The sequence below is a fragment of the Cupriavidus sp. PB-02 genome (genome assembly GCF_058252315.1).
Genome location: NZ_JBXPSX010000003.1, coordinates 24,936 through 48,582 on the forward strand (window position 1 = coordinate 24,936; position 23,647 = coordinate 48,582).

A 23,647-nucleotide genomic window follows, 5' to 3' on the forward strand; every position below is an offset into this window, starting at 1 on the left:
TCCGGCATGAAGACCAACGCCGACCTGAAGCGCTACGAGAAAAAGCGCGATTTCGCCATCACGCCTGAACCGTCAGGGCGCGCCACGAATGCCCGCAAAGCCAGGAGCAAGCTGTCCTTCGTGATTCAAAAGCACTGGGCACGGCGACTGCATTACGATTTTCGCCTTGAGCTTGATGGTGTGCTCTTGAGTTGGGCGGTGCCAAAGGGGCCGAGCTACGATCCCAAGGAGAAGCGAATCGCTGTGCATGTCGAGGACCATCCCCTGGAGTATGCCAACTTCGAAGGAGATATCCCACGGGGACAGTACGGCGCCGGCTCAGTCATCGTTTGGGACCGGGGTACCTGGGATCCGGTGGGCGACCCGCGTAAAGGCATGGCGGAGGGAAAGATCCTGTTCGACCTTCACGGGGTAAAACTGGAAGGGCGGTGGGAGTTGGTGCGCATCGCAAAGCCCGGTGACAAGTCAGAGCAATGGATCCTGTTTAAGAAGCCCGACGCATGGGCACGGCCCCTAGCCGAGTTCGATGTCCTGACGGCGCTCCCAGACAGCGTCACGTCAACACCGCAAACAAGCCAGGATGAATCCTTACCCGACGAGGATCTCGCTTCCGCGAGCTTGTCGATAGATCGCGCACCGAGGGCATCATTGCCCGCGAAGCTCGCGCCACAGCTCGCGTCCCTTTCTCCAACGGTTCCAACGGGAGAAGGGTGGATCATTGAGACGAAGTTCGATGGATATCGCTTGCTGGCGCGCATAGCAAATGGCACCGTAAGGCTGTTCACCCGGGCAGGGCACGACTGGACCGCAATCCCTCTCTTGCTTCTGAGCTGGAATCACTGGATGCGGATGAAGCCTGGATAGATGGTGAGATAGTCGTCCTTCGCAACGATGTGCCCGATTTCAATGCATTGCAAAGCGCGATTGCTGCACGTCAAGACGATGAAATCGTGTACTTCGCGTTTGATGTTCCCTACCTGAACGGGCGGGACTTGCGGGCATTCCGCCTTTCCCAACGGAAAGAACTCCTCGCGGGAATCCTGGGGAGCGCTTCGGAACGAGTCCGGCTCAGCGAAGCTTTCGATGCGCCACCAGCCAAGCTCTTCAAGGCGGCATGCGGCCTCGGATTGGAAGGCTTGATGTTCAAGCGGGCGGATGCACCATACGTTTCCGCCAGGACGCCGACATGGCTCAAAGCCAAATGCAAGCTTCGGCAGGAGTTTGTCGTCGGTGGCTTCTCCCTTCGCACCGGGTCGAGGCAAGAGGTAGGGAGGTTGTACCTTGGCGTGTATGAGGATGGTGCGCTGCGCTATACCGGCGGTGTCGGTACGGGGTGGGACAGCTCGACCGCGGCAGCTCTCATGCGAAAGCTTGTGTCGTTGGAAATCGAATCCATGCCCTTCGATCAGTACACAAAGGCCCGGCGCTGGGGCAGGGGCGGTTCCGAAACGGCTCGGTGGGTGAAGCCGTCGCTTGTTGCTGAGGTGGAGTTTTCCGAATGGACAGCTGAAGGACATGTGCGCCATGCCATTTTCAAGGGGCTGCGTTCGGATCTCCAAGCTAAGTCCGTGCGAAAGGAGGCCATACGGGCGTCCGTCGCGCCCCAGGGCGTGTCGAGCGTGAAGGTGACGAACCCTGACAGGGTCATTGACCCGACGACAGGCATCACCAAGCTGGATCTGGTTCGCTACTACGAAAGCGTGGCGAGCCTGATGCTTCCGCACCTGAAGGACAGGCCGCTGTCACTTGTGCGGGCGCCTGAAGGCATTGCCGGTACCATGTTTTTCCAGAAGCATACCGAGACATCGATACCAGGATTGACGGAACTGCCGAGGGGCCGCTGGCCAGGCCACGCGCCCTTGCTTGTGGCCAACTCTGTCGAGGCAATCGTCGCGGCGGCCCAAATGAATGTCGTAGAGTTCCATACGTGGAATTCAATAGAGCGTCGCATCGATACACCCGACCGCTTCATTCTCGATCTTGACCCCGGCGAAGGACTTGAGTGGTCGAAGCTGCAGGAGGGAGCGCTACTCGTGAGGACACTTCTCGACGAAGTGGGCCTGCGATCCTGGTTGAAGACAAGCGGCGGCAAAGGCCTGCATGTCGTTGTTCCACTTAGCGGGAGACAGAACTACGAGGTCGTAAAGGACTTTTCGCGCGCCGCCGTGCAGCATCTGGCCGCGACGCTACCGCAGCGCTTCATCGCGAAGTCCGGGCCGCCCAACCGGAAAGGCAAGATATTCGTGGACTACCTGAGAAACGGCCATGGGCAGACAACAGCAGCAGCGTTCTCAGCGCGCGCCAGGCCGGGTATGGGCGTCTCGATGCCGGTCTCCTGGGACGACCTTCCGAAGCTGAAGAGCGGTGCTCACTGGACCATCAGAGACGCGCGTGAATACCTCAGCTTTCAGCGCGCAGACCCTTGGGCGGATTATTGGACAACGCGTCAAACGTTGTCCGCCGCGATAAAGAGACTTTGTTAGAACGACTACCTGGCTTGCTGGTTCAGCAGGGCGAAGCCGAGTGACTGAAACTGGTAGATATCGCTGAAGCCTGCTCCACCGGGGGATTGCGCACGCCGGCAGATGCGAACGACTTCAGAGCCGATTTTTGGGCCATGGCAATGGGAGGCGCCAGCGATCGAAAAATGGCCAGCAGCGGGCGGCCTGCGCTTGGCAGCAGTTGGGTCGGCGCCCCAGAGCCTGCTGGGGCAAGCCTGAGCCGCTGGGAAATCAGAGGGAGTGTCGGTAGCCCAGGCGCTTCGAAACGGCCTCCACACATCCGTGCAAGGCTCTGGCAACCGGGCCGTCCCAATCTGTGTCGAGGGTACCAGTCGGCCCCATGATCGTGATGGCCAAGGCGATATTGCCGGAATAATCGAACACCGGCGCTGAGAAAGCGACGATACCAGGCGTCGGATGGTTGACGCTTCGAGACATCCCGCGCGTGCGCGTCTCCTCGATCATGCCCTCCACCACCTTTGCGTCGAGCGGATGCGCGATGTCGGGGCCGAGGCGTATGCGATCGTCCAACAACAGCTTCTCGGTGAACTTGGGCGACAGGAACGCCGAGAAGACCCGGCCCGTCGCCGTATTGGCGAGCGACATGACTGTCCCGGTGCGGATGTTCGTATGGATGGGATATGTCGCATCGATCAGGCGCACGATGACCGGCCCCAGGTTTCCCCATACGGCAAGCGCGACGGCGTGCGAGGTTTCTTCAGACAGCGATTCCGCAAACGGTGTGGCCTCGCGGATCGGGTTCAGCGTCTGCAGGCTTGTCAGTCCCAACTGGATAGCCATGGGCCCCAGCAGGTAGTGGCCCGTGACCGGGTCCTGGGCGACCAGGCCAATCTTTCCAAAGCTGACCAGGTAAGGGTGGATTTTCCCTGACGGCATATTGGCCGCCTTCACCAGGTCGCGAAGCGCCATCGGTCTGGCCTCGGATGCCAGCACCTTGAGAATTTCCCCCCCGACTTCAATCGACTGTATGCCACGGCGCTCGCGCTCAGGCACCGGCTCGGTGTGATCCACGTACGTTCCTGCGAAGAGATGGATGATGCCGTGAGTGTAGCACTAGATATTATCTAACGCTATTGCGTAGGGTTAACGAGTAGATCATTTCAAGCGCGCTAGTTCTAATCTAGCGACATTGACGGGGTTGTGCGGCGTTGCTCGCCCCGGCGTTCTTGAAGGGAGAACTCGATGTCTACAACGTATGAGGAAAAATGTGATGTCCTGATCATTGGATCAGGCGTCGCCGGCATGTCGGCGGCCATTACTGCTGCCAGCCGTGGTTTGAGGGTGATCGTGGCCGAGAAGGCCAGCTACTACGGCGGGACGACCGCGCGCTCCGGCGGATGGCTATGGATTCCGAACACCCATCTGGCCAGGGCGTATGGCCATCATGAGCTGCCCGACCAGGCGCTCGCCTATATCCGGAACCAGGCCGGCGCGGGATTCGACGAAGCGCGCGTGCGCGCCTTCCTCGCGCACGGGCCGAAAGCCATCGAGTTCTTTATGTCGAACACCGCGGTCCAGTTCGACATGCCGCTGACCTTCCCCGACTACCATGCGGAGGCCCCCGGTGCCGCGCAAGGCGGGCGCTCGATGGTGACGCGGCCCTACGACGCTCGCGAGCTGGGCCCGCTGCTCAAGACGCTGGGACCGGTATTGCCGGAACTGACCGTGTTCGGCGTCACGATCGGCTCGGGCAAGGAGATCGTCCACTTCATGCGTGTCACGCGGTCGCTGGCATCCGCCTGGTATGTCACCAAACGCCTGGCGAAACATTTCCTCGAGGTGCGCAAGTATGGGCGCGGGATGACGCTGACCAACGGTAACGCGCTGGCCGCGCGTCTGGCAAAATCCGCAGCTGATCTGTCGATTCCGGTCTGGCTCTCTGCCCCGGCCATCCAGCTACTGCAGGATGGTGATCGGATCACGGGGGCGGTGGTGGAGCGCGACGGCAAAAAGGTCGCTGTGAAGGCGCGCCACGGCGTCGTCCTGGCCAGCGGCGGATTCCCGCACAACCTCGAGCGCCGCAAGCAGACCTACCCGCATGTCAAGGCCGGGCATGGTCACTATTCGCCCACACCGCAAACGAACGTGGGCGATGGCGTCCGCATGGCCGAGGCAGTAGGCGGTGTCTTCGACCAGAGCCTGTCGAATGCCGCCGCCTGGACGCCCATGTCGCTGGTGCCGCGCAAGGATGGCTCGACGGGCATCATGCCCCACTTCATCGACCGGGCCAAACCGGGCGTGATCGCCGTCAGCCTGGACGGGCGCCGCTTTGCCAACGAGGCCAACTCGTACCACGACCTCGTGCAGGCGATGATCGCCGCCTCGAAGGGGAAGTCGGAAACCGCCTGCTGGCTGGTCGCCGACCATGCAGCGCTGCGGCGATATGGCCTCGGCTTCGTCAAGCCCTTCCCGATGCCACTCTGCAACCACCTGCGCAACGGCTACCTGAAGCGGGGCAAGACCGCTGCCGACCTGGCCCGGCAGCTCGGCATCGATGCGCCGACGCTGGAGAACACCATCCGGCAGTACAACGAGACCGCGCAGCACGGACATGATCCCGAGTTCGGGCGCGGCAGCAAGGCCTACAACCGTTACCAGGGCGATGCCCTGCACAGCCCCAACCCGTGCGTCGCGCCGCTGCGCACCGGGCCGTTCTATGCCCTCAAGCTCGTGCCGGGTGATCTGGGCTCCTTTATGGGGATCAGGACCAACGAGCACGCCCAGGTGATCAATGCCCACGGGATGCCGATCCCCGGCCTGTATGCCGCCGGCAATGACGCCGCCAGCATTATGGGCGGCGAGTACAGCGGGGCGGGGATTACGCTCGGCCCGGGCCTGACCTTCGGATACGTGGCAGGCAACCACATCGCCGACCAGACAAGGGTTTCGCCTCTGCAGCGCCTTGCGTCGCCGGCGCGACAGGCACTGGCAACGATGGACTGACGGCCGGAACCGGCTCAGTCGTCAGGCGGCCGCGCTGCGCGCGCTGTCGCCGTGGCAGCTTCTTTCTCTTCTCTCGCAACACACCATGATGATTCCCAATCTGCTGACCGGGAAGGTCGCGTTTATTACCGGCGCAGGGCAGGGCAATGGCCGCGCCATTGCCATTGGCCTGGCCGAAGCCGGCGCGCTTGTTGTCGTCACCGACATGAACGAGGCCAATGCCCGGCAGACGGCCGACATGATCAACGCCCGAGGCCACGCGGCACGGTCCTGCTCGCTGGATGTGACCGACGCCGGCCAATGCCACGCCGTTGCCGGGGAGGTCGAAGCCAGTGTCGGCCCCGTCGATGTGCTGGTGAACAACGCCGGCATTCTCATCCGCGAGGGCATCGACAGCCCCAATGCCCGACATAACTTGCAGCAGGTCATGAAGGTCAACCATGAAGGCACTTTCAATGTCTGCCACGCCTGGCTGCCCGCCATGCGCCGGACCAGGGGCGCCATAGTCAATGTCGCCTCCATCGCGTCCTTCTCGGGCCAGCCCAACACGCTCGGCTATTCCGCATCCAAGGGTGCCGTGAAGATGCTGACCCAGTCGCTTGCCGCCGATCTGGCGCGCGACGGCATCCGCGTCAATGCCATCGCGCCGGGCGTCATCGAAACACCGATGACCGTATCGACGCGCTCCGATCCGGCGAAGCTGGAACGATTCATGGCCCGCATTCCGATGAACCGGGTTGGCAAACCGGAGGAACTGGTCGGAGCGGTGCTGTTCCTCGCGTCGTCGATGTCGACATACGTGACCGGCGTGATCTTGCCCGTAGACGGCGGTTACCTGGCTGCCTGAAACGCATAAAGGATGCAAGCGCAAACAGCGCTTGCCCACTATCAAGGAGACAACCAATGAAGCAGGTATCCCGTACCGTCGATGTGCAGTCATTCATCGACGCCGAACGCTTTTCCCCCTGTCAATGGCTGGTTCTTATTTTCTGCTTCCTGGTCGTAGCGGCCGATGGCTATGACACCGCCGCGATCGGCTTCATCGCACCATCCCTCGTCCACGACTGGGGCATCGCCCGCGGCGAACTGGGTGTGGTCATGAGTGCGGCACTCGTCGGCCTCAGTCTGGGCGCCATTTTCGCGGGCCCTGTCGCAGATCGCATCGGCCGGAAGGCAGTGCTGGTGGTGGCGGTGACGTGCTTTGGCGCGTGGACGCTGGTAGCGGCGCATGCGCAGACCATTACCGCACTGACGGTGCTACGTTTTCTGACGGGGCTCGGCCTTGGTGCAGCGATGCCGACGACCATCACCCTGATGTCGGAGTACGCACCAGCGCGGCTTCGCGCCTTTACCGTGAACGCCATGTACTGTGGATTCTCGGGCGGGCTAGTGGCGGGCGGCGCGGCGTCAGCGTGGTTGATTCCCCATTTCGGCTGGCGCAGCGTCCTGACGGCCGGCGGCATCGGGCCCCTGGCGCTTGCCGTGCTGCTTTTTGTCTTGCTTCCTGAGTCGCCCCAGTTCCTTGCGGTGCGCTCCGGCACCCGCAAGCAGATAGCACGAATCCTGAAGCGCATTGCGCCGCAACAGCGGCTGGATGACTGCACGTTCGTCGCACCAATGGCGCTACCCGGGTCGAAGCGAAAAAGCTCTGCACTGGCACTCGTCCTGTCGGAAGGATATCGGCGCCGCACGCTATTGCTTTGGTTGTCGTGCTTCATGGGGTTGGTGATCTACTACCTCATGACGAACTGGATGCCGACGCTGTTCCGCGAAGCAGGATTCAGTATCGAGCACGGTGCCTTGCTGGCCTCGCTGTTTCCCCTTGGCGGTCTGCTCGGCAACCTGGTCGCCGGTTGGCTGATGGATCGCTTCGACGCCAATCGCACCATTGTCTTTGCGTACTTGCTGGCAGGCGTTCTCGTCGTCGCAGTCGGGCGCTGCGTCGACCATCCGGGATTCCTTGGGGTATCGCTATTCCTGTGCGGAACCCTTGTCACCAGCGCCGCGACGTCAATGTCCACCTATGCCGCGAGCCTTTATCCGACCGAGGCGCGTAATACCGGCGTCGCATGGATGCAAGGGATCGGGCGGATCGGCGGTGTCACCGGCTCATTCATTGGCGCCGCGCTATTGGGCTTTGGCTGGAACTTCGGCGATGTATTCGGCTTGCTGGCGGTGCCGGCGCTGGCCGCGGCCTGTGCCGTCTTCCTGATCGCGAATCCGCAGCATGACTATCGGGTCAGCAGGGCGGCGGAGTGACGTATCGACATGCGCAGTCAACGTAGCGGGGCATGAGGGAGAATGCGCCAATGACTGCGCCGCCGGGCAGACTTCGTGAAAATGGGGCCACGTCCGGCGCCCTTGGGATAGCCGCGGCCCTGAGCATGGCGTCGATGCGCGCCTGCGATGCCCTCCTTCCCGCGCTGTCGTCGGACTTCGCCGTACCTGTCGGCGTAGCAGCACAGTCCGTATCTGCCTTTGTGTTGGCCTATGGTTTCCTGCAACTCTTATATGGGCCGCTGGGCGACCGCTTTGGGAGGCTTCGTGTCATATCGGCAGCGCTGGCGGCTTGCTCGATGGCGAACGTCATGGCGGCAATGGCTCCGTCCATGACGTTCCTTGCACTGGCGCGCGGCCTATCGGGTGCCGCGGCGGCAGGCATCATTCCCTTGAGCATGGCAAGAATTGGCGATACGGTGCCGATCGAGAAGCGCCAGCAGGCGCTTGCTCGCTTCATGTTTGCGACGGTCGGTGGGCTGATCGGCGGTCAGTGGCTATCCGGATTCCTCGCCGATGTGCTCAACTGGCGAGTTGTCTTTTGCGTGCTCGCAACGGCTTTTGGCGTGGCTGCCTTTCTGGTGCGAGCGCAGGCATCATGCGCCGCGCCGGACTTTAGCAGCAGTCAGGGTTTTGCCAATCAAGTCAGGGCCGTCCTCAGTGAGCGATGGGCGCGGCTGATCCTGCTGGTTACTGCGATAGAAGGCCTGTTCACCCTCGCGGGGTTTGCCTTTGTGCCGGCCTATCTGCACAGGCGTTTCGGCATTGGTATCGGTGCGGCAGGGGCTGTGATGGCGATGTACGGAGGGGGCGGCCTGGCTTACGTGACCCTGTCCAGCGTATTGATCAGGCGCTTTTCTCCTGGCAGTCTCGCAAGACTCGGTGGCGCTTTACTTGGAGCGGCATTCGCAATCGTCGCTGGCGGGTCGCGCTGGGAATGGAGCGTGCTGGGATGCTTCCTTGGCGGACTTGGCTTTTACATGCTTCACAACACCTTGCAGACCGAGGCAACGCAGATGGCGCCACAGGCAAGAGGCACCGCGGTGGGACTATTTGCGGCGAGTCTGTTCTTCGGTCAGGCCCTTGGGATGGAGTTGGCAGCGGTAATGATCGACGCCTTCGGAGAGACGTCGTTGTTCTGTTCCGCTGCCGTGGCACTTCCACTTGTTGGCATTGCCTTTGGCAACTTGGTCAATCGCAAGGGTTGCTAGCCCGGCCGGTCAGGTAAGCATTTGGACCCGCTTGCATAGAGCGGCCCCGGCTGATTCGATACGGACGACTGACACGTTGGCTGTCGGTATGTGACGGCCACGGCCGGCGGGAAGCGTGAAGTCAGGTCAATCCCATTCCGATGTGGCGTTACCCAGAAGAGAATTGGTGGTCTTCATTAGCGAAACGATCCTCAACACCACGTCCCGTCCGCCTCCCCATAAAGCTTATCGACAATGCGGCTTATAAGTCTTGTGGAGGCTTATCCTGGGTGGATTGCCCGGCAAACTCCCCCGCAGCCTCCAGCAGCCAGTCGCGTAGCCGTTGCATCGCGTCGCTCATCGGCCGCGTGTCGGGCGAAACCAGGTAGTAGGCGCTCGTGGCCCGCAGCGCGCGGGCGACGGGTATCACCAGCTGCCGGCTCGCGAGGTATTCCTCGACGAGGAAACGCGGCACGAGGCCAATGCCGAGCCCGGCGCGCGCGGCGGCGATGACCATGCTGTGGTGGTCGTAGCGCGCGCCGCGCATCGCGTTGACGTCGTCGATGCCGGCAGCCTCCATCCACTGCTTCCAGCCGAAACTGCGCGTGGCGAGGTGCAGCAGCGGCGCACGCGCGATGTCATGCGCGCCGATCCGCTTCCTGCCGCTGAAGAAGTCCGGATGGCAGATGGCCACCGATTCCTCGCCGAACAGCGGGTCCGCGCGCGCACCGGGATAGACCGCCTCGCCGAAGTGGATCGCCGCGTCGTAGGGCGTGCCGTCAAACAGGAACACGTCCGACTGCGCGCTAATGTTGATGACCACCTTGGGGTGGCGCGCGTAGAAATCCGGCAGCCGCGGGATCAGCCACTCGACGGCCAGCGTCGGCACGCAGGCCAGTTCGACGGTGCCGCCCGCGCCCTCGTGCGCCATGATGTCCAGCGTGTCGCGCTGCAGCTTGCGCAGCATCTCGCGCACCTGGCCGCTATAGAGCGCGCCGGCCGCCGTCAGCGTGATGCGCTGATTGGCGCGGTGAAAGAGCTGCACCCCGAGCAGGCTTTCCAGCGACGCGATCTGGCGCGACACCGCGCTTTCGGTGATGAACAGGTCCGCTGCCGCGCGGCGCAGATTCAGGTGCAGCGCGGCGGACTCGAAGGCGCGCAGGCTGGAGAGGCTCGGAAGGCGTTGCCGCATGGGGGAGGCGGAGTTGATGACTAAAAGTCATCATCCTATACCGAAATCTCGCTTGAAAGCCTCGACTTGATGAGAAATGATGCGACCTTGTCCCGCCGCCCCCTCGCGGTGCATGCCCACAACGAACAACAACCAGAAGATAGGTAGACAACATGAAGCGCTTGTTCAGCGTCCTCGCCGCCAGCGGCCTCGCATTCGGCATGACGATTCCCGGCATCGCCGGCGCCCAGGAGTTCCCGACCAAGCCGGTGCGCATCATCGTGCCGTATCCGCCGGGCGGCACCACCGATATGGTGGCGCGTCTGATCGGCGAGCAACTCACCGCGCAATGGAAGCAGTCGGTGATCGTTGACAACCGGCCCGGCGCCGGCGGTATCGTTGGCACCGGCACGGCCGCCAAGTCCACGGCGGACGGCTACACCCTGCTGATGGGCTCGGTGGGCGAATTCGGCATCAACCCCACGCTGTACAAGAAGCTGCCCTATGACGCGGCGGCCGACTTCGTGCCCGTCACGATGGTCGCGCGGGTACCCAACGTGGTCGTGCTGTCGCCCGCCTTCGCGGAGCGCGCCCGGGTGCAGACGCTGGCCGAGTTCATCGCCTACCTGAAAGCCAACCCGAAGCGCGTGAACATGGCTTCGGCCGGCAATGGCACCTCCACGCACCTTGCGGGCGAAATGTTCCAGCGCATGACGTCCACCGAGATGAGCCATGTGGCCTACAAGGGCAGCAGCCCGGCCATCGCCGACCTGATGGGCGGCAGCGTCGATGTGATGTTCGACAACCTGCCGGCATCGCTGCCGTTCATCCGCTCGGGCAAGCTCAAGCCATTGGCGGTGACCACGCCGGCCCGCTCGTCGGCTCTGCCCAATGTACCGACGGTCGCCGCCGCAGGCCCGGTGCCGGGTTTCGATGCGAGCCCGTGGTTCGGCCTGCTCGCGCCACGCGGCACACCCGCCGCGGTGGCGCAGAAGATCAGCCAGGACCTCACACGCGTGCTCGGCGAACCCGCCGTGCAGGCCAAGATGCGCGACCTCGGTGCGGAGCCCGCGCCGAGCACGCCCGAGGCCTTCGCCGACGTGCTGAAGAAGGACCGTCAGAAGTGGGGCGAGATCGTCCGCCTGTCCGGTGCCTCGGTGGACTGAAGGCCGCCACAATTTTCCCATTTGTTTCCAGGTTGCATCCCATCATGAGCTCCAACGTCACCCGTCTCGTTTCCATCGACCTCGGCACAGAGGCCGCCGAGCGCCTCACGCATCTGGTCGCGACGCCCACCCGGCTGCCTGCCGGCGAGCCCGGCCGCCCCGCGCGCGCCGAGATTGCCCATGCGCTGAACCTGGTGCTGTTTTCCGGCATCCTCGAGCGCGTGCCGACCGGAAAGGCCTATACCGAAGACGTGGCTGCCGCCGGCGGCAAGGTGCACTTCGACCATGGCGCGCTTCGCACCGTACGCTGGCAGGACAACGGTGCACTGCCTGCCGGCGAGGCCGCCTTCACGCGTATCCTGCGCCCGCTCGGCTACCGGCTCAACGGTACCTATCCACTTGACCGTATCGGCATGACGGGCCGCTCCTATGCGCATGAAGATGCTCCGGAGGAGATCGCACAGTTCTTCGTCAGCGAGTTCCACCCGGAGCGCTACAGCGAGGGCTTCCGGCAGGCCGTCAGTCGCGTGACCGGCACCTCTGCCGATCCGCTGACGCCCAGAGCGCAGGCGCTGCTGTGGGAACTCGAACGTGACGGCGCGCTGCCGCTGGATGACGCGGGGGAGCTGATCGGCGTGCTCGCACGCTGTTTCGAGCGCCAGCACGCGACGCCGCGGCTGGAAGACTATGAGCGCCTGCTGGCCGAGTCGGCCGAGATGGCGTGGCTCTCCACCGAAGGCAACGCGTTCAACCATGCCACCGACCGCGTCGAAGATGTGTTCGCGCTCGCCGATCAGCAGAAGCGCATTGGCCGCCCGATGAAGGAGAAGGTCGAGGTTTCACAGAGCGGTCGCGTGCGCCAGACTGCGTTCCGCGCCGATCCCGTGCGGCGCGCGTTCGTCGGCGCGGACGGCGCCGAGGTCGTGCGCGAGGTGCCGGGCTCGTTCTACGAGTTCATCACGCGCGACCGCTATGTGGACGAGGCGCAGGCCGTCACGCGCACCGACCTGGGCTTCGACGCGGGCAACGCGCAGGGCATCTTCAAGATGACCGCCGCGGCCTGCTAAAGACGAGCGCGCCATGACAGTCCACTATCCATTCGTTTTCGCACTGCGCGAGCCGGAGGGCTCGCCGATCCGGGAGCTGTTCAAGTACCTGTCCGACCCACAGATGATCTCGTTCGCGGGCGGCTATCCGTCCGCCGCACTGTTCGATGCGGAGGGTATCGGCGCCGCGTCCGCACAGGCGCTGCGCGAACGTCCCGCCGAGTGCCTGCAGTACGGCGCGACGGAGGGGACGCCCTCGCTGCGCCGCGCGCTGGCGGCGCTGATGGCCGGGCGCGGAGCTGTCGTGGCGCAGGATGAGTTGCTCGTCACCAGCGGCTCGCAACAAGGTTTCGACTTTCTCGTGCGAGCGTTGGTCGAGCCCGGCAGCATGGTGCTGGTCGAAGAGCCAACCTATTCGGCGACGCTGCAGGCGCTGCGGCTGGCCGGGGCCGATGTGCGCGGCGTGCCGTCCGATCATGACGGCATGGACGTGGACGCCCTGGAGGCCATGCTCGCCGACCCGTCGGTGCGTCCGCGCCTGATCTACACGGTGCCGACTTTCGCCAACCCGACCGGCGCGACGCTGTCGCCCGCGCGCCGCTTGCGGCTGCTGGAACTGGTGGCGCGGCATCGCGTGGTGCTGGTCGAGGACGATCCCTACGGCGCGCTGAGCTTCGACGGCGCGCCGCCGCCCTCGCTGCTCGCCCTGTGCACACAGGTGCCCGACGCGCGCCCATGGCTCGTGCATCTGGCGAGCCTGTCGAAGACGCTGACACCCGGGCTGCGGCTCGGCTGGATGGTAGCGGCGCCGGAGATCGTGCGCCGTGCGGTCATTGCCAAGCAGGTGTCGGACCTGTGCACGCCGCCGTGGATCCAGCTGACCGCCGCGTACTATCTGGAGGCAGGCGGGCTGCCCGCGCAGGTCGCGCGCGAGGTGGCCGTCTATCGCGACAAGCGCGACCGGTTGGCGCGGGCGCTGCGTGAGGTGTTCGGCGCGCGCATCCGGTTTGCCGAGCCGGGGGGAGGCATGTTCCTGTGGGCGTCCATCGACGGCATTGATGACGCGGCCACGCTGCTGCCGCTCGCGATTGCCGAGAAGGTGCTGTTCGTCCCGGGCGCCGGATTCTATGCCGAGCGGCGCGCACGGCCCACATTCCGGCTGTCGTTCGCTGGCGCCGACCCCGCGCAGATTGGCGATGGCGTGTCACGGCTCGCTCATGCAGTGGCGCGGGTCGGTTGACGGCGAATATGCGGTAAACGGACAAACGCACGCGATTTCACTCGCTGTCTGATACTTGTCCGGTCTCTATGGTGCAAGGCGGAGCGCTTCTCACTCCGCTGACTCTCCATTTGCTCCCCGGTGGGGCCTATCTGCACCCTTGCAGCAGAGAGGCGAGCTGTCCTCAACCGACGAGCTGGGGGATACCGCTCGTCGGCCTTTTTCGCAACGCAGTGCCCGGTTCACGTCCGTCTCACACCGGCGCTTGCCAAGCTTCACCGCTTTCTCTTTAAGGTGCGTAGAGGCGAGCTGGATTTTCCACCAGGACCTGCTGCTTGAGCTCCTGCGAGGGAAGCCAGTCCCGGATGGAGCGCGCGAGCGCTGCCTCTGGTAGCGTTCGGTAGGCGGAGACGTCGTGCCTTGCCTTGCCCGGATCCCGTGCGGTGTGGGGCCAGTCGCTGCCCCACAGCACGTGTCGCGGCGCGGTTCGCAGGAAGGTCGCAGCCCACGCGCTGGCCGCGTCGTCTGGCGGCATGCCTGCAGACGCGAGCCGGTACGGCGCGGAGAGTTTGATGTAGAACGTTGCCGGAGCGCAGCAGCGGCTGCAAGGCGATCGCGCGCGTGTCGTCATGGGCCAGTGTGGTTGGCACCATGGCGAAATGGTCCAGCACGACCGGAACGGGCAGATTCGCGAGGTGGCCAGCCATGGCCACGATGACATCCAGGCTGGCATAGAGCTGCAGGTGCCAGCCGAGCATGGCGATGCGGTCGGCCCGACGTGCGAGCGCCGCCTGCGCGGCGCCAGCGTCGCGCAGGCCGCTGCTTTCCAGGTTGAGGCGCAGCCCACGCACGCCGCGTGCGTGCATTTCGCGCAACGTCTTGTTGTCCACGTCCTCGTCCAGCACAGCCACACCGCGGCCCGCGCCCTGTAGGCGGTCGAGGCTGTTGAGCATGCATCGGTTGTCCGTGCCATAGACGCTGGGCTGCACGATCACTACGCGTTGCAGACCCTGCCGCGACAGGTGGGCAAGCAGGTCCTCATGCGATGCCGGTCCTGGCGTATAGTGCCGCTCCGCGACCATGGGATAGTCGCTGCGCGTGCCGATGACGTGGGTGTGGCAGTCCCAGGCGCCTGCCGGTAGCTCAGGAACGTCGCGCATGTCGTCACCCTTCCAGCAGGCGTCGGGCGAAGGCGCGGCCCGTTTCAGCGGTGCCCAGGCGGCCACCGACGTCGCGCGTGGCCTCGCCCGCCTGGATCGCGGCGATCATCGCTTCGTCGATGGCGCGCGCAGCAGCCAGGAAGGCAGGCAGGTTTCTGCGCTGGCCATGCCAGCCAAGCAGTTGTCCGGCGGACACGATCAGCGAGAAAGGATTGGCAATGTCCTGGCCGGAAATGTCCGGCGCCGATCCGTGTGCCGCCTGGCCCATTGCATGGTCCTTGCCGGCGTTCAGCGAGCCGCCCAGGCCCAGGCTGCCGGACAATTCAGCGGTCAGGTCGGACAGGATGTCGCCGAACATGTTGGTCGTGACGATGACGTCGAATCGCTGCGGGGCGCGCACCACGTGTGCCATCATTGCGTCGACAATGAAGTCGTCGACCTGTACTTCCGGGAATTCGCGCGCCACCTGGTGGCAGATGTCGATGAACATGCCATCGCCGATTTTCAGCACATTGGCCTTGTGCACGATGCTGACATGCCTGCGGCGTGTCATGGCCAGCTCGAACGCTGAGCGCGCAATACGCTCGCAGCATTGGCGCGTAATGCGACGCAACGAGACGACAACATCCGGCGTGATCAGCATCTCGCTTCCGCCGGACTCGATATTGCGGTCGGCATAGAAACCCTCGGTATTCTCGCGCACGACGACGAGGTCGAACTCGCCAGCCCGGTGCTGCAGGCCCGGATAGGTGCGGGATGGCCTGATATTGGCGTACAGGTCCAGTTCCTTGCGGAAGAATTTCGAGGGATTGATCTCGCCCTTGGCCTCATCCTTGAAGTCATAGGTGGCCATCGGTCCGAGCATCAGGCCATCGGCGGACTTCACTTTCTGCAGCAAGGCCGGCGTCACGGTGGCCCCGTGTCGGCGCAGGCTCTCATGGCCGGCTATGTCCAGGTCGAATTCAAGGTCGAGCCGGAAGCGCGACGATACGGCTCGCAGCACCTCGAGCGTGGCAGCTATCGTTTCGGGGCCGATGCCATCACCGGGAAGCACGACGATTTTCATCAGACTTGCTTCGAGAAACCCCGCCCTTTAGGGAGGAGAGGATGTCAAGTTTGGTCCTTGATTGTGCGAGGGGAAGGGGCAAAGCGATACGCGGGCCCGGTCATTCGACGTAAGCACCCGCTGCCTTGACGAGTTGCGCGAACTTTTGGCGTTCGGACGCGCACGAACGCATCGAATCGCGCTGGCGTGACGGGCTCGACGGCGCTGCCGTCCGCCTCGAAGCGCGTGCGGATCGCGGGCTCGGCAATGATCCTGTTGATCGCGGCATTGAGCAGCGTGACGATGGCCTCGGAAGTTTCGCGTGGCGCAAAGTAGCCACCCCAGAGACTGAAATCGAAGCCCGGCAAGGCCAGTTCCGCGACCGTAGGCACTTGGGGCAGCGCTGGCACCCGGCGGGGCGTGGATACGGCCGGTGGCTTGAGCTTGCCACCCTTGAGGTGAGGCATGATGGCGGAGGCGCTGGAAAAGAAGAACTGCACCTGCCCACCTATCAGGTCCGTGATTGCCTGTCCGGCACCCTTGTACGGAATATGGACCATCTGAGTCCGGGTTCCGATTGCCAGGGCGGCTGCTGCGAGGTGGCCCGGCGTGGCCGTGCCGGACGACGCGTAGGACACGCTGCCTGGTTTGCTGCGCGCCGTCTGCAGCAACTCGCGCAGGCTGCTGAAAGGCGCGCTTGCGGGTGCGGCCAGCACCAGCGGGGCGTTGCCCACCAGGGCTACGGCCCGGAAGTCCTTCAGCGTGTCATAGCCGGGCGCTTTCATCGCGGATCCGTTGATCGCAATCTCACCGGTTTGCCCCAACAGCAGCGTATAGCCGTCGCCCCGCGCCCTGGTCACGAGCCGGCTACCCAGTGCCCCGCTTGCGCCGGGCCGGTTGTCGACAACCACCGGTTGCCCTAGTACCCGGGAGAGTCGTTCACCGATCAGCCGGGCAAAGACATCGCCTTGCCCGCCCGGGGCATAGGGCACGATGACGGTGATGGGTTTTGCCGGATAGTCCTTGCTTGCCCACGCGTTGCCGAGGATTCCGCAGGCTGCCGCAGCAACGCCCGCGCGCAGGAGTCCCCGGCGGTCCGTGAACGCCCGGGCGTCTGTGGTGGCGGTTTCCAATCCATGTCTCCTTGATCGAACCGAAGCGGGGAGCCTCGTCATTGCAATTGGATGCCCGGGTGGCTTGCCACGCCGCGCCACAATGCGAGTTCCTTGTTCAACGCCTGACCGAAGGCGGCTGGCGTGAGCCGGACAGAATCGGCCCCTTCCTGCACCGGTCGCGCCTTGACCGGATCGGCAGCGGCGGCTTCATTGACCGCGCGATTGAGTGCGTCGATGACGGGTGCCGGTGTTCGGGCTGGCGCAAGCACGCCCCACCAGGTGGTGATGTCGAGACCCGGGACGCCAGCCTCGGCGATCGTCGGCACATGGGGGAACAGCGGCGAGCGCTTCGTGCTGGTGACCGCCAGCACTGACACCTTGCCACCCCGTACGTAGGGCAGGATGGTCGGCACGGTGGCGAAGAAAAGATCGATGCGCCCGGCCAGCAATTCGACCGTTGCCGGACCACTGCCCTTGAAGGGCACATGCGTCATCGTAAGGCTGGCCTTCTGACGGAACATTTCGCCTGCCAGGTGGTTAATGCTGCCATTGCCAGCCGAGCAGAAATTCAGGCCATCGGGTCGTGCATTCGCAGCCGAAATCAACTGCGCCACGTTCTGCACGCCAAGTTGTTTGGAGGTCACGACCAGTAGCGGCCCGCGGCCGATCATGGCGACCGGGGTGAAGGACTTGACCGGGTCATACGGGAGCCTGGCTTCGACGGCAGCGTTGGTGGCGAAGGTCGACGTGGCGAACAGCAGCGTGTAGCCGTCCGGTTTGGCCTTGGCCACGATGTCAGCACCCAGCGCACCGCCAGCGCCGCCACGGTTATCGATGACCACCGGCTGGTGAAGGCGATCCGACATGTTCTTTGCGATGTCACGCGCGATGCTGTCGGTGCCGCCGCCTGCCGCGAATGGGACGACCAGTGTAATCGGCCGGGAAGGGTAGGCGGGCTCGGCCCCCGCCAGCAGCGGGAATGCCGCCAGCGCGGCCAGCGCACCACGAATGGATATGGACATGCGTGTGTCTCCGTTATTTTGGTTGCGTGCCGGCCATGGATCGTTTCCACGGGTAGCGTGGCAGCGCGGGTATTCCGGCGGGCCGCACGCCTGCCTGAGCGGCAATGATCGGGTGGACGGAATTTGCTGTAAAGTGCAAATATCCTATCGATTGATGCCGAAATTGAATGAATTTTGATCTCGCAGACTTACGTGCATTCGTGACTGTTGCGGACCTTGGCAGCTTCCGGGACGGCCTCGGCGACGCTGCATATTTCCCAGCCGGCACTCTCACGCAGGGTGGACAAGCTGGAGCAAGCGCTGGGGTTTCGCTTGCTTGAGCGCACCACGCGCAAGGTGGAGCTCAACGCCATGGGCAGAAACTTTATCCCCAAGGCCCGGCACGTCCTGAACGAGCTTGAGAGCGCGTTGCTTGGCATGACTGACTTGTCTGACCGCCTTCGTGGACAGGTTTCCGTGGCCTGCATTCCTTCCGCCATCGGTAATTTTTTGGCGGATGTCGTCAGGAAGTTTCACCATGCGTACCCGCGTATCCACGTCCGATTGCTGGACGAGACCGCCTCCGAGATCCTGCTGGCCGTGGGGCGCTCGGAGGCGGACTTTGGCGTCAGTTACCTGGGAACACAGGAGCCGGATCTGGAGTTCGAGCCGCTGCTTGAGCAGCCATTCGTCCTGGCGTGCCGGCCGGACCATCCTCTGGCGCAGAGGCGTCAGGTCACCTGGGCCGAGCTGGCCGAGTATGAATGCGTGACGCTTGCGCCGGGCAGCGGCAATCGCATGCTGATCGATCAGGGCTTATCGGCCATCGCAGCGCGTCCGGCGTGGACCTGCGAAGTCCGCCATGTACCGGCGCTGGTGAGCCTGATCGAAGCGGGCATTGGTATCGGCGCCGTGCCCGCTTACGCGGTGCCTGGCAACCATCCGGCCGGTTTGGTCGGCGTCCCGCTGGTCGAGCCAGAGATTGTTCGCACCATAGGTATCACCAGGCTTCGTGGCCGGCCGCTGGCGCCTGCCGCACAGGCATTCCACGATTTGTTGGTTGCCTCCTACGGCCGACCCGCGCAAAAACGTTCGCGGAAAAAATAGCGATAGTCGAGTTTGCTGTCCGCACGATGGTGGTTACGGCGCGTGACCGCGCCACCGCGAAGTCCGCTTCTGACTGGTCCGTCTGTTGCGCTACAGATTGATGCGGGCTACATCAAGGCGCTGCGGCAGCTAGGTGGTACGCGATGGATTCCGGTGGTCGCTTCCGAGCTAATTTGGCCGAAGACGCCTCATACCCATGCGCATGCCTATGCAGTCGGGCACAAGCCCATCCAGGGGCTACGCACCGGGGCATGCAGCACGTCATGCCGGCTCAGGATGTCCTGCCATTGCGCGGTTGTGCGCGTGGCGATCTTCTCCGTCACCTGCTGGTTCAGCAGCGCGGCGTGGGCCATGCGCGCGGCATTGTCGGCAAAGCGCGGGTCTTCCAGCCAGTCGGCACGGTCCAGCGCGTGGCAGAGCTTGGCGAACTGCGCATTGTTCAGCGCCAGCAACGTCACGCTGCCGCGTCCGCACGAGTTCTTTACGAAGAACTGAATGACTTGAATCAAAACTTCTCAAGAGATTTGAGAATTCTCAGGATCCATGAGAACTGATGAGAAGAGGTTGCCAGATCTTTGGCACTTTGCCCGTCCGGAACTGGCGAACGCGTATCTGCGTGCATTCGATTTGAAGCTATCCGCAGCTCGCGGATTGTTCGCTCTCCGAGGGATGGGCAAGACCGAGTTCCTGCGCCGCGACTTGATGCCGGCTGCTGTTGAGCACGGCTACCTCACAGCCTACACGAACCTATGGGGCAACCGTACTTCGCCTGAAACCGCGCTTGTGTCGGCGCACTTCGCGTTGCAGGCGTGGCTTCTGCCGGAGGCGCATATCACGCTGCGCCAGCAGGTCGAAGCCCGCGTTCCGGCAACGCGGCCTGCCTGAGCTTCGGCGGTGCGTCGAGATCGATTTGGGCAGCACCTCGCGGTTCGCTAGCTAGCCGCTGTGCCAGCGGCCAGGCTGCTCGCTCAGGGCTTTCCGATGCCCGCGGCGGCCACAGCGCGCGCGGCCAGCAGTGGAACGGGCGCGTTCACGGCGCTGTCGCCTGCACGGCGCATGACGAAATCCCGGAACAGGCGCGCCGGCGTGCGCGGCGTGAGTTCACTGTTCCAAACGGTGACCACCGGCTCCACGTGGCTTTCCAGTTCAAAGCGAAGCACCTTTGCCACCTTGGCGAGCGTGAGCTGTGCGGCGATGCGCTCGGGAAACACGGCGAGGAAATGTCCCGCCTGCAGCAGGCTGGCCGTCGCCGCCACGTCGCTGGTGCGGATGCCGCCTTCCGGCGGCGCGGCGCCCAGGGCATGAAATGCCGTATGAAGCAGATGCAGCATGCGCGAGCCGGTCGCTGGAATACACCACTGCTGAATCGACAGCTCCTGCGCAGTGATTTTGCGACGGGCCAGCAGCGGATGGTCCGGGCTGCAGACGATCACCACTTTCTGGGCCGCCACCACCGGCGCCGTGCGCAGCGTGCGCAGCGACAGGCGCGGATCGTCATAGGCAAACAGCAGGTCCAGCGAACCGTCGACCAGTTGCTCGGTCAGGTCGGCGATGCCGCCTTCGATCACGCTGATCTCCACGCGCGGATGGTCACGGTAGAAGTCGCTCATCGCCTGCGCCAGGAAGGGTTGCACGGACATGGTCCGGAACGCGATGCGCAACTGGCCCTTGCTGCCGGTGCGCACGGCGTGCAGCGACTCGGCCAGCCGCTCAAGCTGCGCCAGCAAGACCCCGGCGTGTGCGGCCATCTCCTGGCCGGACTCGGTCAGGAGATGGCCGCGGCGGCCGCGCTCGAACAGGGGCATGCCGACGATGTCCTCGATCTCCGCCAGCGTCTTGGACACTGCCGCTGGACTGACGTGGAAGCGCGCGGCGACGGCTGCGGCGGTCTGCATTTCGCTCAGCGCCAGGATGATGCGCAAGTGGCGCAGCTTGAGGCGGCTCAGCAAGGTGTGCGCAGGATCTGCGGAGGTCATGGCGTTGCGGTCATGCGGTGGGGAGATGCCCATTCTACAAGTTAACCATTTGCTCAACTATTTAAGATTTAAATTCGCTTTTGGTATCAATGCAGTTCCCCTATAGTCGGCGCATCACCTGCCATTCCATATGCAAACACGAGGCAAGCAGACCTCGGAGGAGAGATATCGATGATGACAATGAGCGGATTTGCCGCGGTGCTGCGCGGCGCGCTTGCCGGCGCATTGCAGGTGACGGCTACCGGTGCCAACGCGGCTGCCGCGTGGCCGGACCGGCCGCTGCGCCTGGTGGTGCCATTCCCTGCCGGCGGCTCGTACGACATCGTCGGCCGCGCCCTGGCACGCAAGCTGGAGCAGCGGCTGGGGCAGTCCGTGGTGGTGGAGAACATCGCCGGCGGCGCAACCGTGGCGGGCGTGTCGTCCGTGCTGAAGGATAAGCCTGACGGCAACACGCTGCTGCTTGCCAGCGACGGCACGCTCAACATCAATCCGCACACGATCAAGGGCCTGCGCTACGACCCCGATACCGACCTGGTGCCGGTCACCATCGTCAATACCGTGCCGCACTGGATCATCACTCGCGCCGATCGCAAGGAGGCGACTCTCGCCGAACTCAAGGCGCATATCCAGCGCAACCCGGGCAAAGTCTCGATCAGCGTCAACGCGGTGGCCGGTGCCGCCCACCTCGGCCTGGCCGACTGGAAACGCCGCAACCGGCTCGACTTCACCATCGTGCCTTACCGCGGCTCGCCCCCGGCAATGTCGGACCTGATCGGCGGCCAGACCTATGCGCACGTCGACGTGATCGGCTCCTCCGTCACCTACGTCAAGGACGGCAAGGCCAAGCCGCTGGCCACGCTGCAGGCAGAGCCAGTGGCCCAGCTCCCGAATCTCGAAACGCAGAAGGCGGGTGGCGCGGACGCGCTGCAGGTGCGGGCCAATCTCGCGCTGGTAGTCAAGGCCGGCACGCCGGACGCAATCATCGAGCGGCTCTACAGAGAGGTAAAGGCCAGCGTGCAGGAACCGGATTTCATCGCCCGCCTGCAGGCGCTTGCCTATGAGCCGGTATTGACCCCGCCGGCGCAGGCGCGCCGCTTCCTGCATACGGAGACGACCCGCTACGGCGCCATTGCGCGCGCGGTCGACCTCGAAGCCAACTGATTCTTACGCCGGAGCTTGTCCATGCGTTTTGTCATTGCCCTGATGCGGCATGAAACCAATACTTTCTCGCCAATTGCCACGCCGTTGCGCGCCTTCAACCGCGGCAGCAGCACCGATGGCCCGCTCTATGGCGACGACGCGGTGCGTGCATGCCAGGGGACCAACAGCGCCGCCGCGGCCTTCATAGATATCGCGCAGCGCCAGGGCGATGAGTCCGTCATGCCGCTGATGGCTAACGCCGTCCCCAGCGGCATCGTGACCGCGGAGGCGTTCGAGTCGATGGCCGGCACCATCGTCGAGGCGGTGCGCGCCGGTTGCGATGCGGTCATGCTCGACCTCCACGGTGCCATGGTGGCCGAGGGCTTCCCCGATGCGGAAGGTGAACTGCTGGCGCGCATCCGCGCCGTCGCCCCGCAGGTGCCGATCGCGGTGGCGCTGGATTTCCACGCCAACTTCAGCGATGCCCTGGTTGGCAACGCCACCGTGATTGCCGGCTATTGCACCTATCCGCACGTGGACGTCTACGAGACCGGAGCGCGCGCGGCCCGCACGTTAATGGCGGCGCTGCGCGGCGAAGCCAAGCCGGTACTGCTTTGGCGGACGCTGCCGATGCTTACCCACATGCTGCGCCAGACCCCGCGCGCGCAACCGATGAAGGACATCATGGATCGCGCGATGGCGGCCGAGCGCGATGGCGAGGTACTCAATGCTTCGGTGTTCGGCGGCTTTCCGCTGGCCGATATTCCACATACGGGCCTGGCCGTGGTGATCGTGGCTGATGGGGACCGGATGGACACTGGCCAGCGCCTGCTCGACGAACTCTGTGGTATGGCCTGGGAGCGCCGCGCCGACTTTGTCTTTCCGTTCGAATCCATGCAAACGTCCGTCGCTCGAGCCCGGGAGCTCGCGCACTGGCCGGTGGTGCTGGTCGACCACGGCGACAACTGCGGCGCGGGTGGGCCGACCGACGAGATGACAGTGCTGAAAGAGGTGCTGCGCCAGGGGCTCGACGGGGTGGTCGCCGGCCCGTTCTGGGATCCGGCGGCCGTGGCGGAACTGGTAGCCGCGGGCGTTGGCCAGACCGTCACGCTGGATGTCGGTGGTAAGACCGACATGCCGGCGCTCGGCCTCAAGGGCACGCCGCTGCGGCTTACGGGCTGCGTAAAGTGCATCACCGACGGCAACTACCAGGTGACCGGCCCGATGTTCACGGGCATGAAGCTGAGCCTGGGCCGCACCGTCGTGCTGGATGTTGGGGGTACGCTGGTCGTGGTCTGCGAGAAGCCACAGGAGCCGTTCGATAGCGGCGTGTTCACGCACGCGGGCATTGATCTATCGCGCCGCAAGTACATCCTGATCAAGTCGCGCCAGCACTTTCGCGCCGGATTCGAGCCGATCGCCAAGGAGATCGTCCTGGTGGCCGGCCCCGGGGTCTGCAGCTCGGACTACAGCCAGTTCCCGTTCCGCAACTTGCGCCGTCCGATCTACCCGCTGGAGCCGCATACCACCGCGAAGCACGCGTGAACGTATCGCCACGCCACCCACGGA

17 protein-coding genes and 4 pseudogenes are annotated in these 23,647 nt (G+C 64.2%); 12 read left to right on the plus strand and 9 right to left on the minus strand.

Annotation, left to right across the window (positions count from 1 at the left end; translation table 11 throughout):
* The first annotated feature begins 6 nt into the window (after window positions 1-6).
* Window positions 7-2,483 (plus strand): annotated as a pseudogene (gene ligD / locus AC10V3_RS34430) (DNA ligase D).
* A 249-nt stretch (window positions 2,484-2,732) separates the two neighbouring features.
* Here the strand turns inward: ligD and AC10V3_RS34435 are convergent.
* A complete protein-coding gene (locus tag AC10V3_RS34435; protein WP_022540495.1) occupies window positions 2,733-3,533 on the minus strand; it encodes an IclR family transcriptional regulator in 801 nt (266 codons plus the stop codon).
* A 171-nt stretch (window positions 3,534-3,704) separates the two neighbouring features.
* Here AC10V3_RS34435 and AC10V3_RS34440 point away from each other — a divergent pair, with 171 nt between their 5' ends.
* From AC10V3_RS34440 to AC10V3_RS34455, 4 genes are all read left to right on the plus strand, one after another.
* Window positions 3,705-5,465: an FAD-dependent oxidoreductase gene (locus AC10V3_RS34440; RefSeq protein WP_022540494.1), complete on the plus strand. Its 1,761-nt coding sequence runs from the start codon at window positions 3,705-3,707 to the stop codon at window positions 5,463-5,465.
* 88 nt (window positions 5,466-5,553) lie between these two features.
* On the plus strand, window positions 5,554-6,312 hold the full coding sequence (locus tag AC10V3_RS34445; protein WP_349606796.1) for an SDR family NAD(P)-dependent oxidoreductase: 759 nt from the start codon (window positions 5,554-5,556) through the stop codon (window positions 6,310-6,312).
* A 56-nt stretch (window positions 6,313-6,368) separates the two neighbouring features.
* Entirely contained in the window at window positions 6,369-7,724 is a 1,356-nt protein-coding gene (locus AC10V3_RS34450) for an MFS transporter (RefSeq protein WP_022540492.1), read from the plus strand.
* Window positions 7,725-7,774: 50 nt separating this feature from the next.
* Window positions 7,775-8,953, plus strand: a complete 1,179-nt coding sequence (locus tag AC10V3_RS34455; protein WP_041682439.1) for an MFS transporter — start codon at window positions 7,775-7,777, stop codon at window positions 8,951-8,953.
* A 241-nt stretch (window positions 8,954-9,194) separates the two neighbouring features.
* On the opposite strand, the gene AC10V3_RS34460 is transcribed toward AC10V3_RS34455, so the two are convergent.
* Window positions 9,195-10,124, minus strand: coding sequence for a LysR substrate-binding domain-containing protein (locus tag AC10V3_RS34460; RefSeq protein WP_022540490.1), 930 nt, complete (start codon window positions 10,122-10,124; stop codon window positions 9,195-9,197).
* A gap of 152 nt (window positions 10,125-10,276) precedes the next feature.
* Between AC10V3_RS34460 and AC10V3_RS34465 the strand changes: the two genes are divergently transcribed.
* From AC10V3_RS34465 to AC10V3_RS34475, 3 genes are read left to right on the plus strand one after another with little or no spacing between them, the layout of a single operon-like run.
* A complete protein-coding gene (locus AC10V3_RS34465; RefSeq protein ID WP_022540489.1) occupies window positions 10,277-11,269 on the plus strand; it encodes a Bug family tripartite tricarboxylate transporter substrate binding protein in 993 nt (330 codons plus the stop codon).
* 44 nt (window positions 11,270-11,313) lie between these two features.
* Entirely contained in the window at window positions 11,314-12,336 is a 1,023-nt protein-coding gene (locus AC10V3_RS34470) for a DUF1338 domain-containing protein (protein WP_041682326.1), read from the plus strand.
* Between the two features lie 13 nt (window positions 12,337-12,349).
* Complete coding sequence (locus tag AC10V3_RS34475) at window positions 12,350-13,555, plus strand: aminotransferase-like domain-containing protein (protein WP_022540487.1); 1,206 nt, start codon at window positions 12,350-12,352, stop codon at window positions 13,553-13,555.
* A gap of 268 nt (window positions 13,556-13,823) precedes the next feature.
* On the opposite strand, the gene AC10V3_RS34480 is transcribed toward AC10V3_RS34475, so the two are convergent.
* The 5 genes and pseudogenes from AC10V3_RS34480 to AC10V3_RS34500 all read right to left on the minus strand — a co-directional run bounded on the left by AC10V3_RS34480 (window position 13,824) and on the right by AC10V3_RS34500 (window position 17,876).
* Window positions 13,824-14,267 carry an amidohydrolase family protein gene (locus AC10V3_RS34480; RefSeq protein ID WP_490924658.1) on the minus strand — a complete coding sequence of 148 codons (444 nt, stop codon included), beginning with the start codon at window positions 14,265-14,267 and terminating at the stop codon, window positions 13,824-13,826.
* A pseudogene (locus AC10V3_RS34485) lies at window positions 14,209-14,694 on the minus strand (amidohydrolase family protein); the annotation flags it as partial. The gene AC10V3_RS34480 and the pseudogene AC10V3_RS34485, both read right to left, overlap by 59 nt.
* Before the next feature lie 4 nt (window positions 14,695-14,698).
* Entirely contained in the window at window positions 14,699-15,760 is a 1,062-nt protein-coding gene (locus AC10V3_RS34490; protein WP_022540486.1) for an isocitrate/isopropylmalate dehydrogenase family protein, read from the minus strand.
* A 44-nt stretch (window positions 15,761-15,804) separates the two neighbouring features.
* Window positions 15,805-16,872: a Bug family tripartite tricarboxylate transporter substrate binding protein gene (locus tag AC10V3_RS34495; RefSeq protein ID WP_022540484.1), complete on the minus strand. Its 1,068-nt coding sequence runs from the start codon at window positions 16,870-16,872 to the stop codon at window positions 15,805-15,807.
* Between the two features lie 38 nt (window positions 16,873-16,910).
* Window positions 16,911-17,876, minus strand: coding sequence for a tripartite tricarboxylate transporter substrate binding protein (locus AC10V3_RS34500; RefSeq protein WP_022540483.1), 966 nt, complete (start codon window positions 17,874-17,876; stop codon window positions 16,911-16,913).
* 167 nt (window positions 17,877-18,043) lie between these two features.
* On the opposite strand from AC10V3_RS34500, the pseudogene AC10V3_RS34505 reads away from it, so the two are divergent.
* A pseudogene (locus AC10V3_RS34505) lies at window positions 18,044-18,962 on the plus strand (LysR family transcriptional regulator).
* Between the two features lie 236 nt (window positions 18,963-19,198).
* Here AC10V3_RS34505 and AC10V3_RS34510 read toward each other — a convergent pair.
* A pseudogene (locus AC10V3_RS34510) lies at window positions 19,199-19,426 on the minus strand (CoA transferase); the annotation flags it as partial.
* Window positions 19,427-19,505: 79 nt separating this feature from the next.
* On the opposite strand from AC10V3_RS34510, the gene AC10V3_RS34515 reads away from it, so the two are divergent.
* The gene (locus AC10V3_RS34515) at window positions 19,506-19,847 is read left to right on the plus strand and encodes a hypothetical protein (protein WP_022540481.1); all 342 of its coding nucleotides are present in this window, start codon (window positions 19,506-19,508) and stop codon (window positions 19,845-19,847) included.
* 83 nt (window positions 19,848-19,930) lie between these two features.
* On the opposite strand, the gene AC10V3_RS34520 is transcribed toward AC10V3_RS34515, so the two are convergent.
* Window positions 19,931-20,938, minus strand: a complete 1,008-nt coding sequence (locus AC10V3_RS34520) for a LysR family transcriptional regulator (RefSeq protein WP_041682437.1) — start codon at window positions 20,936-20,938, stop codon at window positions 19,931-19,933.
* Between the two features lie 171 nt (window positions 20,939-21,109).
* Between AC10V3_RS34520 and AC10V3_RS34525 the strand changes: the two genes are divergently transcribed.
* Window positions 21,110-22,099, plus strand: a complete 990-nt coding sequence (locus AC10V3_RS34525; protein WP_022540479.1) for a Bug family tripartite tricarboxylate transporter substrate binding protein — start codon at window positions 21,110-21,112, stop codon at window positions 22,097-22,099.
* Between the two features lie 21 nt (window positions 22,100-22,120).
* Window positions 22,121-23,623: a M81 family metallopeptidase gene (locus AC10V3_RS34530; RefSeq protein WP_022540478.1), complete on the plus strand. Its 1,503-nt coding sequence runs from the start codon at window positions 22,121-22,123 to the stop codon at window positions 23,621-23,623.
* Window positions 23,624-23,647: the final 24 nt, after the last annotated feature.